The organism is Vibrio sp. 661 (assembly GCF_033339315.1).
Lineage (GTDB): Bacteria > Pseudomonadota > Gammaproteobacteria > Enterobacterales > Vibrionaceae > Vibrio > Vibrio alginolyticus.
The window spans coordinates 128,587-145,202 of record NZ_JAWOUJ010000004.1 but is presented as its reverse complement, the minus strand read 5'-3'; the positions used below and the strand labels follow the sequence as shown (position 1 = coordinate 145,202).

Here is a 16,616-nt window from a genome sequence, read left to right as displayed (position 1 = left end):
TACCTAAAGCTCAAATTTGAGCTTTAGGGCCTTTTATTCAATTATTATAGTGGCATATCATGTTTAAAGGATATCTCTCCATTGCCGTTTGTGTCTTGGCAAGCATGTTTGCGTCTTACTCGACTGCGCAAACACCTACTCCAGAACAAATAAAAATGTTTCAGAACTTACCGGCAGACCAGCAGCAAGCACTGGCGAGTAAGTATGGCTTTAGTATCCCTTCTGGTTCATCCTCCCAGTCTACGTCATACTCAAATCCGCAAGTCATGCAACCTCGGCCTCAATCAAGTGGGGCGAGTTCTACTGAACTAGAAAAAATGTGGGATGCCAAGAAAGAGGATGATGAATTACAACGCTTTGGTCTTGAACTCTTTGCCGGCTCTCCAAGCACCTTTGCTCCGATCAGTGATGTTCCAGTTCCAGCGAATTACACTGTCGGTGCAGGTGATGAAATCATCGTGCAGTTGTTTGGTAAGGAGAACGAAACACATCGCTTACGTGTAAATCGTGCAGGAACAATCAACTTTCCTTCTCTTGGTCCTTTAAATGTTGCCGGTATGCACTTTTCCGATGTTAGAGACTCTCTAACACAACGTGTAAAAGAGCAAATGATAGGTGTTCGTAGTGATATCTCATTAGGTGAATTACGCACCATGCAAGTATTTATCATGGGTGATGCATATAAGCCAGGCGCGTACACGGTTAGCGCATTAACGACAATATCACAGGCTATCTACTACAGCGGTGGCTTTGGTGAAAGTGGGGCACTACGTGATATTCAACTAAAGCGTGACGGAAAAATTATTCGTAAGTTGGACATGTATGACCTGTTACTAAAAGGTGATGCGAGTGATGATGTGCGCTTACTTCCAGATGATGTTGTTCTAATCGGCTCTGTTAAAGATACTGTGTCTATAGAAGGCGAGATTAACCGCCCTGCAATCTACGAGGTTAAGCCGGGTGAAACTTACCAACAACTTATTCAAATAGCAGGTGGTTTTACTGCCAATGCGTATAAAGAACAGTTAGAAATCAAACGTTATGCAACGCATGGGACTCGTGAAGCGGTCACTCTCGACTTTAGTAAGAGTCAAGATAAGCAAAGCAAAGTAAGAAATGGCGATGCTATTAAAGTCTTGAAAAAAAGCGAAGAGCTTACTCGATATGTTCAAATTGAAGGTGATGTCAGACACCCTGGTTATGTAGAGTGGCATCAAAGTCTACGTATTGCTGATTTGTTTAAATCTGTTGACTCCGCATTCAATGCGACTGCTGATGTTAACTACGCCGTTGTTGTTCGAGAAGTTAATACTCAACGTGATATCGAAGTATTTCAGATAAACCTCGCGAATGCGATTTTATCTCCTAACAGCAAAGACAATATGTCTCTGCGTTCTCGTGACCGAGTTCTAGTCTTCAACCGTTTCAATAACGAAGATTTAGATACACTCGCTAACGATGAAGAGATTACAAAAGCGAAAACACTCGAGCAAGCCCAAAAACAGGCGGAGATGGAGCAGCAGAAAGAACAGCAACAGATGAGCTCGTCTGTTGCAATGGTTAATAACCCAGCAGGTTCGGTAATCGCAGGCAACAATGCGATGACTAGCAATAATCAGCAACAAACTAATTTCAATAACCAACAGAATCATGTTGGCTGGAACCAGCAAGAAAAAGAAGAAAGAAAAATCATTTTCCGCGGTAAAGAGATTACAGAGGAAGACTTTGAAAAGCTGAAGCAGAATACTCGTCGCACTTTACTTGCACCCGTATTGCTGCAGCTCCAACAACAGTCTCGTTTAGGTTTAGCCCCTCAAATTGCTGAAGTCTTTGGTGAAGTGAAGCACCCAGGTCGCTACCCAATTACACCAAGAATGACGGTATCAACGCTGATTGAAGCTGCTGGTGGTTTGACTTACAACGCATTCACAATCAATGCAGAATTAGCACGAACCGCGATTAATAGTGCGGATGAGCGTGCGTATATTGATGTTGAGCGTATTGATTTGCGTAAAGCAATCCAAGGCAGTGTTTCGGACAATGCAATTATCGTAGGCCGAGATCGTTTGAACATCCTCGAAAAGCCAAATGTGAAGCTACAAAGCACAGTCACTTTACAGGGTGAAGTTCGTTTCCCTGGAACCTATACCGTGCGTCAAGGTGAAACTTTAAGTGAGCTATTGGATCGAGCGGGTGGTCTCACAGAGTTCGCTCACCCTCAAGGAGCGATATTTACGCGTGAAGCATTGCGTTTACAAGAGCAGAAGCTTTTAAACCAATACGCCGCAGATATGCGAAAAGAAACAGCGAAGAAGACGTTCCGAGCCGATAGTAATATAGGTTCTGTAATTTCAGATCCAGAAAAAACACTAGCATTTGTTGAGGAAGCAAGTCGCAGCAAAGCTCTTGGTCGTATGGTTGTGCAGTTAAATCGTATCTTGAAGGGGGAGCGCTCAGCAGACTTTATGCTCGAGGACGGTGACTTCCTCTTTGTTCCGACTTTCCGAAACACTGTATCAATAATGGGTGAAGTTCAGGTTCCAATTACCTACTTGTTAGACAACAAACTTGACGTCGATGATTATCTGAACAAAGCCGGAGGCGCTAAAAAGCAAGCGGATGAAGATCGCATTTTTGTAGTACGTGCGGATGGTTCTGTTTACAAGCCTTCATCAGGCTATTGGTTCGGAAACAATAAAGAAGGGTTAAAAGCCGGTGATACAATTGTAGTTCCAATCGATACCGATTACCGTGATGCCTTGAGTACATGGACTGCAGCAACGCAGATCCTATATCAAACTGGTGTGGCAATTAACGCATTGCAATAACAACATACGCGAGTCTAGGGTAACCTTGGCTCGCGTATATAGTTTGTATAAATCTGTATTTAATCAATAAGCAAGAAGCTAATTGACTGGGATAAAGTGAAATGAAATCTGAGCAATACCCAAACCTGTCCCCATATCCTTATACACATGTTCCTGCCGAAGATGAAATAGATCTACGTGAACTACTTTCTGCATTTTGGCGAGGGAAGTGGGTCATTATTCTTACTACGGTCATTTTTGCCTCTGTTGCTGTGGCATTTGCGTTGTCAAAGCCGAACATCTACAGGGCTGATGCTCTTCTATCCCCAGCTCAAAACTCTAATGCTAGTGGATTAGCGGCAGTTTCTGGCCAGCTAGGTGGATTGGCATCACTTGCGGGAGTTAGTTTACCAAGCCAGAGCAACCAAACTGATTTAGCTATTCAAGTCATAAAGTCTCGTCAATTTATTGAATCCTTTGTACAGAAGCATGACATTCTAGTGCCTCTCATGGGTAGTAAAGGTTGGGATATTGGGGGAAACAAATTGATATTAGACGATGAACTTTATGATAAAGATAAGCAAGTTTGGTTGAGAAAGCCTCAAGGCCTAAGAGGTGCAGAGCCTACAGCTCAAGAAGCCTACCGCTTATTCGTCACAGATGTTTTGAGTATTGAGCCTGATAAAGAATCTGGACTATTTAGGCTATCTGTGAGCCACTATTCACCGTATGTAGCTCAGCAGTGGGTGAATTGGCTGATTGAAGATATTAATCAAGTAATGCGTGAGCGTACAATTCAAGATACTAATAAAAACCTAACTTATTTGAGTAAACAGCTTCAGAAAACAGCGGTTGCTGATATGCAGTCAGCCTTTTATAAGCTAATTGAAGAGCAAACGAAGAACTTAATGCTTGCAGAAGCTCAAGAAGAATTCGTATTTAAAGTAATCGATCCTGCGGTGGTTCCAGAAGAAAAAGCTTCGCCTAAGAGAGCTCTTATCTGTATTGCAGGGACGCTGCTTGGCGCTGTTTTTGGTATTATGATTGTACTAATCCGCTTCGTTTTAAAAAAAAGAGACCGATTGGAGTCTAGTGAAACATCGCTGAGTTAAGCGCAGAAAAATACAACTTAAAGGGGACGTGAACAATATTCACGTGCCCATGAAAATTATTATTCAAGTTTTACATTAGGTCAGTAATGATGACAAAGAAAAGAGTACTTACGGTATTTGGTACCCGACCAGAAGCAATAAAGATGGCCCCTTTGGTTCACGCTTTATCTTCTGATGAACGATTTGAAGCAAAATGCTGTGTAACAGCTCAACATCGAGAGATGCTAGACCAGGTGCTTGAACTATTTGAAATTAAGCCAGATTATGACCTAAATTTGATGAAAGCAGGGCAATCTTTAAATGATGTGACCGCACGAATCTTGTTAGAGCTCAAATCAGTATTACAAGAGTTTAAACCTGATGTAGTTTTAGTACATGGCGATACAGCAACAACGTTTGCTGCTAGTCTAGCAGCGTACTACGAGCAAGTTCCTGTTGGTCATGTAGAGGCAGGTTTAAGAACCGGAAATATCTACTCACCATGGCCAGAAGAAGCAAATAGAAAGTTAACGGGGGCGCTTACGCAATATCACTTTGCGCCTACAGAGACCTCACAAAACAACTTGTTGAAAGAAAACTTTAAGAAAGAGAGTATCTCGGTGACGGGTAACACTGTTATTGATGCTCTTTTGTTGATCAAAGAAAAAATCGATCATGATGAGACTCTTCAACATAGCCTGTCTGAACAATTCCCATTTCTCCGTGAAGATAAAAAGTTAGTACTCGTTACAGGACACAGAAGAGAAAGCTTTGGTGGTGGTTTTGAGCGTATTTGTGAGGCGCTAGCCTACACTGCGCAAAAGCACCCAGAAGCTCAAATCGTTTATCCAATGCACTTGAATCCTAATGTACGTGAACCTGTAAACCGAATTCTTGCGGGAATAAGCAATATACATCTGATTGAGCCTCAACAGTACTTACCATTCATTTACTTAATGAATAGATCTCATATTATTCTAACCGACTCGGGCGGTATTCAAGAAGAAGCGCCTTCTTTAGGTAAGCCCGTATTAGTGATGAGAGATACAACAGAGCGCCCAGAAGCTGTAGAGGCAGGCACGGTCAAATTGGTTGGTACCAATGTAGATCGAATCGTTACGGGTTTAACAACTTTGCTTCAAGACGAGCAAGCGTATAAGGAAATGAGCTTCGCACATAACCCTTACGGTGATGGAAAAGCATGTCAACGAATTCTAGATGTTTTAGCAAAATAATTTAATTTAACGAGAAGTATATATGTCTTTTGAAACAGTATCAGTTGTGGGGTTGGGCTACATTGGTCTGCCAACAGCAGCAATGTTCGCATCACGCAAGAAAAAGGTTGTTGGTGTTGATGTTAACCAACATGCTGTAGACACTATCAATCAAGGTAAAATTCATATCGTTGAGCCTGAGCTCGATATGATCGTAAATGCCGCTGTCAAAGAAGGCTACCTAAAAGCAGTAACAACTCCAGAAGCTGCAGATGCATTTCTTATTGCTGTTCCAACTCCCTTCTTACCTTGTAAAGAGGGTGACGTTCCAGCACCTGACCTTTCTTACATTGAAGCAGCGAGTAAAGCAATTGCGCCTGTCCTAAAGAAAGGAGATCTAGTTATATTAGAATCGACTTCACCAGTGGGAGCTACGGAACAGATGGCTGATTGGTTATCTCAAGCACGTTCAGACCTTACTTTTCCTCAAACTCATGGCGAAAACGCTGACATTAACATTGCGCATTGTCCAGAGCGTGTGTTGCCAGGTCATGTCGTTCGAGAATTGGTTGAAAATGACCGTGTAATTGGCGGCCTAACACCCAAATGTTCGCAGCGATCTGTTGAGTTGTACCAAACATTTGTTCAAGGTGAATGTGTTATCACTAATGCGCGCACTGCTGAAATGGCAAAGTTGACCGAAAACAGCTCTCGTGACGTTCAAATTGCATTTGCAAATGAGCTTTCTGTTATCTGTGATAAGTTAGATATCAATGTTTGGGAGCTAATTGCATTAGCAAACCGTCACCCACGCGTGAACATACTTCAACCTGGCCCGGGGGTGGGGGGACATTGTATCGCCGTTGACCCTTGGTTTATCGTTTCAAAAACTCCGGAAGAAGCTCAGATTATTCATACCGCACGTAAAGTTAACGACAGCAAGCCTAGTTGGGTTGTCGGTAAAACTAAAATGGCTCTTGCAGACTTTCTGCAAGAGCATGCTGATAAAACAGCCAAAGAGGTTACAATCGCTTGCTACGGCTTAGCTTTTAAGCCTGACATCGATGACTTACGTGAAAGCCCTGCAATGCAGATTGTAAAAGAAATTGCTTCTTTCCATGCGGGGAATGTAATTGCAGTTGAACCTAATATTCATCAGTTACCAAGTTCATTGGAGCAAGTTGAACTTCAGGGCTTTGACGCTGCAAAGTCGACGGCAGATATTCATGTAATGCTTGTTGACCATAAAGAATTTAAAGTTGAGTCAATAGACTCACCATACTTAGTAGACACCAAGGGGATTTGGTAATGAACGCTATTTTGCCTTTAATCGGTCGTACCGAAGCCTTATTCACAAAAGATATTGAAAACCATGAAGTAGAACTGTCACGCATTGTTTCCGAGTCAAGTTTCCTTGTTTTGGGTGGTGCAGGCTCAATTGGACAAGCTGTAACTAAAGAAATCTTCAAACGTAATCCTAAGAAGCTACATGTTGTTGATATTAGCGAAAACAATATGGTGGAGCTTGTTCGAGATATCCGTAGCTCATTTGGTTATATTGATGGTGACTTCCAAACATTTGCTCTGGACATTGGTTCTTTAGAGTACGATGCATTCATTGAAGCCGATGGTAAGTTTGATTATGTGTTGAACCTATCTGCGCTTAAGCATGTTAGAAGTGAAAAAGATCCTTATACATTGATGCGTATGATTGATGTAAACGTTTTTAATACCGATAAAACGATCCAACAGTCTATTAATGCGGGTGCGAAAAAGTACTTCTGTGTTTCAACTGACAAAGCTGCAAACCCTGTCAATATGATGGGTGCGTCAAAACGTATTATGGAAATGTTCCTAATGCGTAAAAGTGAGCAAATGGCAATCTCAACAGCTCGCTTTGCAAATGTTGCATTCTCTGATGGTTCGCTGCTACACGGATTTAACCAACGTATCCAAAAGCGCCAACCTATCGTGGCACCAAACGACATCAAGCGTTATTTTGTTACTCCTCAAGAGTCGGGTGAACTATGTTTAATGTCTTGTGTCTTTGGTGAAAATCGTGACATTTTCTTCCCGAAACTGAGTGAAGCTCTGCACCTTATTTCGTTTGCAGATATTGCGGTGAAATACCTAGAGCAACTTGGTTTTGAACCCCACCTATGTGAAACAGAAGAAGAAGCTCGCCAACTTGCACATACGCTTCCAGAGCAAGGGAAATGGCCATGCTTGTTCACGACGAGTGATACTACTGGCGAGAAAGATTTTGAAGAGTTTTTCACAGATAAAGAAGAGCTAGATATGTCTCGATTCGAAAATCTGGGCATCATCAAAAATGAACCTCTTTATGAGCAAGAGCTTCTTACTTTGTTTGAAAACAGTATTTCTGAGATGAAAGGTGAGCGAGCTTGGACTAAAGAGCAGATTGTGAAACTGTTCTTTACCATGATCCCTGATTTTGGGCACAAAGAAACGGGTAAATACCTCGATAGCAAGATGTAAGTGGAGTATTCAATGAAAGCGACAACTATTGTTGAATTTGTGAGAGACACTTACAAAACAGACGAATTTATTCCCTTACATGCACCAACGTTTGATGGCAACGAAAAAGCGTACGTAATAGAAACGATTGAAAGTACATTTGTTTCTAGCGTCGGTAAGTTTGTTGATGATTTTGAGAGAAAAATTGAAGCTTACACCGGTACGACTAAAGCTGTAGCGACTGTGAATGGAACAGCAGCATTGCATGCGGCATTGTACATGGCTGATGTTCAAAGAGGCGATCTGGTCATCACGCAAGCACTGACGTTCGTTGCGACCTGTAATGCTCTTTATCATATGGGAGCTGAGCCGGTTTTTGTTGATGTTTCACCGGTGAGTTTGGGGCTCTGTCCTAAGGCTGTGGATGCATTTTTAGAAGAGAATGCTGAAGTCACAGACACGGGGTGTATTCATAAAAAAACAGGTAGAAGAATCAAAGCCGTTGTACCAATGCACACGTTTGGTCACCCTGTAGAGCTTGATGAACTGGTTGCCGTTTGCTTGAAATGGAACATCACGTTGGTTGAAGATGCCGCAGAAAGCCTAGGCTCGTTCTATAAGGGCAAACACACCGGTACTATTGGTGATTTTGGTGCTGTCAGCTTCAATGGCAACAAGATCATCACCACAGGCGGTGGTGGCATGGTGTTATGTAAGACTCAAGGATTAGGTGCGCGTACTAAGCATGTCACGACGACAGCAAAAGTTCCTCATCCGTATGAGTTCTTCCATGATGAACCTGGCTTTAACTACCGCATGCCTAACCTGAATGCTGCTCTGGGATGTGCACAGATGGAAGTTATCGAGCAGTATTTGAAGCAAAAGAGATTGCTTGCAGAACGCTATAAAAACTTCTTCAAAGGTACAGATTTTAACTTTGTCACTGAGCCTGGGTATGCGAAGTCAAACTATTGGTTAAATGCAATCATTTGTCCGGATAAAGAAAGTCGCGAAGAGGTACTTAAAGGCACAAATGGTTCAGGCGTGATGACTCGACCGATTTGGCAGCTCATGCACAGATTACCCATGTTTGAGAATGCAATACGTGGTGATCTAACTTACTCAGAGTTTATTGAGGCGCACCTAATCAATCTTCCAAGTACCCCAGTGGAAATCAAAGGCTAAGTAGGTTTAATACATACATGACGCAGACACATAAAAAGGTTGCGGTCTTTACTGGTACAAGAGCAGAGTATGGTCTGCTCTTTTGGCTTTTAAAGGACATACAAAGCGATCCTGACCTAACACTTCAATTGCTTGTTTCTGGTATGCACCTATCACCGGAATTCGGTGATACTTACAAACAAATTGAAAAAGATGGCTTCAATATCGATGAGAAAATAGAGATTTTGTTGTCTTCTGATTCCGCTGTAGGTACAGCGAAAAGTATGGGGCTGGGTGTCTTAGGGTTTGCCGATGCCTTGTCGCGACTAGCGCCAGATGTTCTTGTCATTCTTGGGGATCGCTTTGAGGCGCTCGCTGCTGCGCAAACGGCTATGATACTTCGTATTCCGATCATTCATCTTCATGGTGGTGAAATAACAGAAGGTGCTTATGACGATGCAATTCGTCATGCGATTACCAAGTTGAGTTACCTACATGGTACATCGACAGACGAATACCGAAACCGAGTGATTCAACTTGGTGAATCACCAGCCCGTGTAAGAAATATTGGTGCAATTGGCTTAGACCACCTAAACCGAGCGTCTTTTATGACGGTTTCTGAGTTGAGTGAATCACTAAGTTTTGAGCTCACAAAACCTTATTTTGTTGTTACTTATCATCCTGTTACTCTGGGTGATGAATCTCCAGAGGAAAGCTTTCAATCGCTTTTAGACGCATTGGATGAATACCCTGATCATCAAGTTATATTAACTTACCCTAACGCAGATGACGGTGGTCGACGCATTATCCCAATGCTAGAAGATTATGCGGCAAGTCAACCAAAACGTGTCTTGGCAATCCCATCACTAGGGCAAGTGCGTTATTTGAGCTCGGTAAAGCATGCGGCTGCAGTTATTGGTAATTCGTCGAGTGGTATTATTGAAGTACCAGCTTTTGATGTCCCTACAGTGAATATAGGGGCTAGACAAAAAGGACGCTTGGCCGCAAAAAGTGTTTTAAACACCACTGCTATGAAAGAATCCATCAGTAACGCGATTGGCCTCGCTGTGAGCCGAAAGTATAAAGCTGAAGATGAAAATATTGCTAACCCCTACGGGCAAGGTGATAGTAGCAAACAAGTCATAGAGATGATTAAAGGACTGGATTTTGATCCTTGTAAGTCTTTTTATGATGTAAACATTGAACCTGACTTAAACAAGAAAGTAGAGTGAGACAATAATGACTTTGATTATTGCCGAAGCGGGTGTAAACCATAACGGTCAAGAAGAACTAGCATTTTCGTTGGTCGATGCTGCTCACAAAGCTGGAGCGGATATAGTAAAGTTCCAAACTTTTAAAGCAAAAAACCTAGTTACCGAAGAGGCTAAGCAAGCTGAATATCAAGTAACAAATACTCAAAAGCAAGAGTCTCAGTTAGCGATGTTAAGCCGTTTAGAACTGTCGTACGAGACCCACCATGATCTCGTCAAATACTGTGGTTCGCTTGGTATTGAGTTTCTATCAACAGCTTTCGATTTAGAAAGTTTAGATTTCTTAGTCAATGATCTTGGTTTAACGCGCTTGAAGTTGCCTTCCGGTGAGTTAACGAACGCTCCTCTTGTATTGGCTCATGCTCGTACTGGTTGTGATCTTATTGTATCAACAGGTATGGCAACACTTTCCGAAATTGAGACAGCTCTTGGAGTGATTGCTTTCGGTTATACAACAGATGAAAAAGCAGAACCTTCGATGCTAGGTTTCCAAGAAGCTTATGCATCAGAAGCTGGTCAAAAAGCGCTAAAAGAGAAAGTAACAATTCTTCATTGTACGACGGAATATCCCGCTCCAATGGAAGAAATCAACCTAAGAGCAATGGATACGCTAGGGCGAGCATTTGACTTGGCGGCAGGCTATTCGGACCATAGTGAAGGAATTACGATTCCAATTGCGGCTGTTGCTCGCGGTGCTGTTCTTATAGAGAAGCATTTTACGTTAGATAAAAACATGGAAGGTCCAGATCACAAAGCCTCTCTAGAGCCACAAGAGCTAGAGGCAATGGTAAAAGCCATCCGTCAGATTGAGATTGCATTAGGCTCTAGAGTAAAAACTCCTACAGTTTCTGAAGTGAAAAACAAATCCGTAGCACGCAAAAGCTTAGTAGCAGCAAAGGATATTGAAAAGGGCGAAGCGTTAACAGAATCTAACCTCACAATTAAGCGTCCAGGCATTGGTTTGTCCCCTTATCGCTATTGGGAACTTCTTGGCACTAAAGCAACCAAAGGATACAAAGCAGGAGAGTTGATCATTGAGTGATGAGGTGAATCTTCCTATTGTAATGATTGGTGGAGGTGGTCACGCCTCCGTTCTTGCTGAAATACTGCTTACGCAGGGAAGAGACATACTTGCCGTGATAAGCCCTGAAGATGTCAGTCAACGTTCTGTATTTAAAGGAATTTCCATCCTTGAAAAGGACAAAGATATTCTGAGGTTTGACAAAGACAAGATTCTTTTGGTCAACGGTATTGGAATGATGCCCAAATCCGGCTTTAAGAAAAAAATTAATGAATACTTTCTCTCATTAGGTTATCAATTTGAGACGGTCATCGCTGACAGTGCATTCGTTTCACCTTTTTCTAAAATTGAAATTGGTGCTCAGATTTTACCTATGGCGATGATTCAGACTGGGGCTACAGTGGGGAGCCATAGTATAATCAACACGGGTGCCTTGGTTGAGCACGATTGTAAAATAGGTGCTTATAACCATATTGCTCCTAAAGCAACGTTGTGTGGTCAAGTCGAGACAAAAGAAAGTGTCTATGTTGGAGCTGGTTCAACGGTTACCCAAGGGATATCTATTGGCAGTGGCGCTATCGTGGGGGCTGGTGCTAGTCTCACTAAGTCTTTAGAAGAAAATACCATTGCATATCCTGCTAGAGCAGTAATTAAAACAAATTCTTAGAAAACAAAGGTAGAATATGAGTCATTGTTGGCAAAAAACGCTGATATCAGAATCAAGCACAATCAAGCAGGCATTAGAAATCATCAACAGCGAAGCATTGCGTGTCGCTGTGGTTGTTGATCAAGATAAAAAGCTTCTAGGCATGATTACTGATGGTGATATTCGACGTGGCTTATTAAATGATCTGGTGTTAACCGACTCGGTTGCCAAGGTAATGAATTCTGAGCCAATTACCGCAGAGCAAGGCGCATCAAAAGAGCATCTTGTAGAGTTAATGGAAAAAAAGCAAATTCTATCGGTTCCGTTACTTGACCAAGACAACAAAGTCGTAGGTTTGGAAACTCTTCACAGTGCGCTGAGTAAAGATAAATATCAGAACCCAGTATTCATTATGGCTGGTGGTTTTGGTACTCGCTTACGACCGCTGACGGACAACTGCCCTAAACCAATGTTAAAAGTTGGTGATAAACCTATTCTAGAAACTGTAATCAAGAGTTTTATCAAAGCTGGTTTTAGCAACTTTTACATCTCAACGCACTACATGCCAGAACAAATTCACCAACACTTTGGTGATGGTACTGATTTGGGGGTTAGCATCTCATATGTACACGAAGAGACTCCTTTGGGTACCGGTGGTGCTCTCGGCTTACTACCTGAAGATATGCCAAGAGATCTACCTTTAATTATGATCAATGGCGATGTGTTGACCAAAGTAGACTTCCAGCGCTTGTTAAATTTCCATATGGAAAATGATGCAGATGCAACAATGTGTGTTCGAGAGTACGACTACCAAATTCCTTATGGTGTTATTAATGGGGACGGTAATCAAATTACCAGCATGGTTGAAAAACCAGTTCAACGCTTTTTTGTTAACGCTGGTATCTATGTTTTATCTCCTCGAGTGATTCAATCAGTAGAAAAGAATCAGAAAATCGACATGCCTACGTTGCTCGAGCAACACATGGAAGAGAGACAAAAAGTATTGATGTTCCCAATTCACGAATATTGGCTTGATATTGGTCGTATGGATGACTTTAACCGTGCGCAGATGGATATACTGTCTCTGGGGCTAGAGTAATGTTAGATGGTAAAAAAGTAATTGCTGTAATCCCTGCTAGGGGGGGCAGCAAGCGACTACCGGGAAAAAATATAAAACAGTTAGGTGGCAAACCATTAATAGCATGGTCAATTGAAGCGGCAAAAAAATCAAGGTACATAGACCGAGTTATTATTAGCACGGATTGTGAAGATATTGCGGAAGTTGCACGAAGATATGATGGAGAAGTGCCTTTTTTAAGACCGCAAGAGCTTGCAGGTGACACTGCTAGTACCAATGGTGTGATCTTACATGTACTTGAGCAAATCGACGAAAGCTTCGGCTATATTGTACTACTACAGCCAACTTCTCCTCTGAGAAGCACAGAGGATATTGATCAATTACTTGCGTCATTTGACGAGAAGACGGAAGGTGTTGTGTCTGTCTGTCCATGTGAACATAGCCCTCTATGGGCAAACACCTTACCTGAGGACAAGACAATGGGGCACTTTTTCCCAGAATCTGTCGTAGGAAAACGTTCGCAAGACTTGCCTGAATATTATCGCCTAAACGGATCCATTTATGCTTTCAAGGTAGATAGTTTTGTTGAAAATAAAGGGATCTTCTACTCTGATAAAGTAAAAGCGCATAGGATGCCCATTGAAAGATCAGTTGATATAGATACTATTGTGGATTTTCATATCGCAGAGGTTATGCTCGAGAATATGGATAAATTAAATTAAATATTTTTGAATTAATACATGGGAATAGAATCAACTATAAAGTTATTCGTAGTTGATTAGTTGGAAATTTAAATGCTAATAAAAATAAACAAAACTTCGCAGACTGGTCTGAACAAAGACATTCAGTTTGATAATAAATTATTTTATTATCACGTATTTGGTAGCTTATACTTAGAAAATGAAAATGAAGTCATTAAGGCTATACTTGATAACAATAGAAGTTATTTGGCGAAATTAATTGGCAACTTTACTATTGTTGTTCTAGACCCTACCACCGGACAAATAAGAATTGTCTCTGATCGTCCGGGTAAACAAAATATATTTTACCATATAAGTAAAGGTTTACTTACAATTTCAGATGATTTCTGGGAGATAAAAGAAGCCTTATCGTTTGGCGTAGATGATCTTGATGTCACAGCAATTAAACAACAAGTCGTGTTTTTTACTGGTTTGAATGAGCGGACTATTATCAAGGGTGTAAAGACCGTACCTGCAGCTACTATCCTAAAAATAGAATTGGAAAAGGAATCTGTATTATCGGAACGATACTGGCGGTTTAGTTATCTTGACAACCAACTGTCATATGATGACAAGCTTGATTTAATTGATGAAACTTTTACCAACGCACTTGGTACAGTTAAAGCACTTAATCCTAATGAAGCGAGTTTTGCTGTAGGTATTAGTGGTGGACTTGATTCTCGTATAATTCCTTATTACGCCCAAAAAAATGAAATGCAGATAGAAGGCTTTACTATCGGTTTGGAAAGACCAAGAAAGTTGTTTCTATCTAATGATTTTAACAGCGCAAATAAAATTGCAGAACATTTTGGATTGGAGCGACGTACATTAGAATATAACTCGATACCTCTTAAAACACAGCTAGATATGGAATCAAACCTTGCTCCTGAAATTGGTTCTCAAATTTTTAAGATTGTTGATGTTCGCGAGTTAAAATCAAATGTTTTAATTACTGGTGCTAGCGGCTTTGTCATTGGTGCATCTCCACTTTACAGTTCAATTAAACACAGCACGCTTCTTGACCACACATTATTGTACCAATCTTTGCTAAGTACAAAGCCAAAAGCAGCCAAAGTAAAGAAAGCAATTAACTCGTTTACAGGTTTGTCTTTAAACTTTAAACCAAAACTGAATATGTCTGGGTTTGGTGATTTCTTTACAAAGAGTGAGTTAGACGAGTGTGTTGCTGATATAGAAGCATTTTATGCTAAACTTGATACTCTCTCTAACTCAGAGAAGTTGATGAACTATGCGATTTTTGGCCTTGGAAGAAATAATGCCAAAGGTGCTTTTGAAAGCTTTTTAGGCCAAAAAGACTCTTACAGTATTTATACTCCATTCTTCTTAGATACTGTCCAGCAATTTAATGAAGACGAATTGCTCAATAGACAACTATTCCAAGAGTTTATTGCTAAAAGATTACCAGAGTTGTCTGCAATTCAAGGTCAAGACTTCAAGCCTACTCTATCTGGTAAACCGAACCCAATAACGACGGTTTCAAGAAAACTATTAGCGATGGGTAACTTCGTTATTAGGGGAAGCGGTGTAATGAATTATGAAAATTGGGTTAAATCTAATGAGTTTAAACAATTGAAGACTCGGTTGGATAGTGATACTAAATCGATTCAAACTGAATTAGGTTTGAGTTTCGATTATGGAGATCATAGGGTTCATCCTGCACTTCAACAAAATATCTTAAAAATGCAAAATATTTTGTCAAAGATATAATGTTATGAATTTTAATAGTATTAAATTACTATTGTTGAAGCCAGTAGTAATCTATCTATTGGCTGATATTTTAGTAAAAGGCATGCAGTTTTTGTTAATGCCCTCTGCATCTCATTTGTTGAGTATTCAAGAGTATGGTAAATTAACACTTTTCTTAGCTTTACTTACCGCTTTAGTACCTATGGTAAGCCTATCAAGCGAATCTGCTTATTCTATTTTCTACAATCAAGAATTAGGAAAAAATAAAAAAAGATTGTTTATAAATAGTATTCATGTTGCGGGTACGGGATTTGTTTTATTTACTTTAGTTACTATATTATTATCATTCATTGATGATTATCTCTTATTCAATATAGTTTCTTTAAAGTATCAAATGACAAAAATGTTCTGGATAGTATTCTTAGAATATTTTGTTAACTTGTATTTATTATCTTGTCGCTTAAGTTTTGATAAGACCAAATATTTCTTCTGGTTTATCTTTTACTTTGCAATGAAGTTTATTGTTGGTCTTACATCGATATATGTTTTTAAAAGTTCTGATTCATATTTAAACTCTATACTAGTTCTAAATATAGTGTTTGTATTTATTATTGTTTCTAGGTTTTTTAAGTTAACTGAATTCTTTAAAGAAGTACTTTCCTTTGATAAAAAGTCTTATTTTAGAATAGTAAAGTACTCTGCAATAATTTTACCTGTGAGTGTTTTTTCTGTTGTTAACTCCATGGTGGATAAAGCATATATTACTTCCTTATTAGCAGTAAAAGAGTTGGCAAATTATACGTCTATATTTTTACTAGCGGGTGCAATTCAAATTGTGATACTTGCGATGAACAAAGCATATATGCCTAAGTTATTAAAATTATACTCACAATATGGATACCTTTCTTTAGAAAAAATGAGTAAAAATACAAAGAGTCTCTTGATAACTAACTATTTGGTTTTTTTGTCTTGTATTTTTTTATTGCCGTTTATTTTTAAAATTATATATAGTGATAAAATAGAATTTAGTTATGATGTATTTGTAGTTCTTAGCTTAAGCTTTTTGTTTAATACATTGTATATACTTTATACTAATGTTCTTTCTCTGGAAGAAAAAACTGCAAAATACAAAATGTTTGGTTTTCTATTTGCTACGTTAGTAAATATTCCATTAAGTTATTTTTTAACACTAAGATATGGTATTTTAGGTTCCGCATCGTCGACAATGTTAAGCTGTATTTTTGCCGCGTTTATACTTTATGCTCTGGTTAATACTAAAGTAAAACAGCACTACCTTTTAAAAGAAAGCATTGCTTTTCTTCTTAGTGCATGCATGACGGCTGCGATTGTGGTGTACCTAAACACGCATCTAGCAATATTTTAGTAAGGAAGAAGGTAA

Annotated in this window: 12 protein-coding genes and 1 pseudogene; all 13 read left to right on the top strand. The window is 40.0% G+C overall.

What is annotated here, in order from left to right; all coding sequences use genetic code 11:
- Positions 1-347 precede the first annotated feature (347 nt).
- Positions 348-2,828: pseudogene (locus R7P69_RS10845) on the top strand (SLBB domain-containing protein); the annotation flags it as partial.
- A 101-nt stretch (positions 2,829-2,929) separates the two neighbouring features.
- Positions 2,930-3,919, top strand: coding sequence for a Wzz/FepE/Etk N-terminal domain-containing protein (locus R7P69_RS10840; RefSeq protein ID WP_213885622.1), 990 nt, complete (start codon positions 2,930-2,932; stop codon positions 3,917-3,919).
- Positions 3,920-4,008: 89 nt separating this feature from the next.
- Complete coding sequence (wecB, locus tag R7P69_RS10835; RefSeq protein ID WP_054574207.1) at positions 4,009-5,133, top strand: non-hydrolyzing UDP-N-acetylglucosamine 2-epimerase; 1,125 nt, start codon at positions 4,009-4,011, stop codon at positions 5,131-5,133.
- A 22-nt stretch (positions 5,134-5,155) separates the two neighbouring features.
- Entirely contained in the window at positions 5,156-6,421 is a 1,266-nt protein-coding gene (wecC, locus tag R7P69_RS10830; RefSeq protein ID WP_213885621.1) for a UDP-N-acetyl-D-mannosamine dehydrogenase, read from the top strand.
- Positions 6,421-7,611, top strand: a complete 1,191-nt coding sequence (locus tag R7P69_RS10825; protein WP_213877163.1) for a UDP-N-acetylglucosamine 4,6-dehydratase — start codon at positions 6,421-6,423, stop codon at positions 7,609-7,611. Before wecC ends, R7P69_RS10825 begins: the two co-directional genes overlap by 1 nt.
- Positions 7,612-7,623: 12 nt before the next feature.
- Positions 7,624-8,775, top strand: a complete 1,152-nt coding sequence (locus R7P69_RS10820; protein WP_213885620.1) for a LegC family aminotransferase — start codon at positions 7,624-7,626, stop codon at positions 8,773-8,775.
- A 17-nt stretch (positions 8,776-8,792) separates the two neighbouring features.
- A complete protein-coding gene (gene neuC / locus R7P69_RS10815) occupies positions 8,793-9,986 on the top strand; it encodes a UDP-N-acetylglucosamine 2-epimerase (RefSeq protein WP_054574211.1) in 1,194 nt (397 codons plus the stop codon).
- A gap of 7 nt (positions 9,987-9,993) precedes the next feature.
- A complete protein-coding gene (gene neuB, locus R7P69_RS10810; RefSeq protein WP_054574212.1) occupies positions 9,994-11,067 on the top strand; it encodes an N-acetylneuraminate synthase in 1,074 nt (357 codons plus the stop codon).
- Positions 11,060-11,713, top strand: a complete 654-nt coding sequence (locus R7P69_RS10805; protein ID WP_213885619.1) for an acetyltransferase — start codon at positions 11,060-11,062, stop codon at positions 11,711-11,713. The genes neuB and R7P69_RS10805 overlap by 8 nt, the downstream gene beginning before the upstream one ends.
- A 16-nt stretch (positions 11,714-11,729) precedes the next feature.
- On the top strand, positions 11,730-12,791 hold the full coding sequence (locus R7P69_RS10800; protein ID WP_054574214.1) for a nucleotidyltransferase family protein: 1,062 nt from the start codon (positions 11,730-11,732) through the stop codon (positions 12,789-12,791).
- Entirely contained in the window at positions 12,791-13,492 is a 702-nt protein-coding gene (locus R7P69_RS10795) for a cytidylyltransferase domain-containing protein (RefSeq protein ID WP_085569709.1), read from the top strand. The genes R7P69_RS10800 and R7P69_RS10795 overlap by 1 nt, the downstream gene beginning before the upstream one ends.
- Before the next feature lie 72 nt (positions 13,493-13,564).
- Positions 13,565-15,238, top strand: coding sequence for an asparagine synthase-related protein (locus R7P69_RS10790; protein ID WP_238952178.1), 1,674 nt, complete (start codon positions 13,565-13,567; stop codon positions 15,236-15,238).
- Positions 15,239-15,242: 4 nt separating this feature from the next.
- Positions 15,243-16,601, top strand: coding sequence for a polysaccharide biosynthesis C-terminal domain-containing protein (locus R7P69_RS10785; protein WP_213885618.1), 1,359 nt, complete (start codon positions 15,243-15,245; stop codon positions 16,599-16,601).
- The last annotated feature ends 15 nt before the right edge of the window (positions 16,602-16,616 follow it).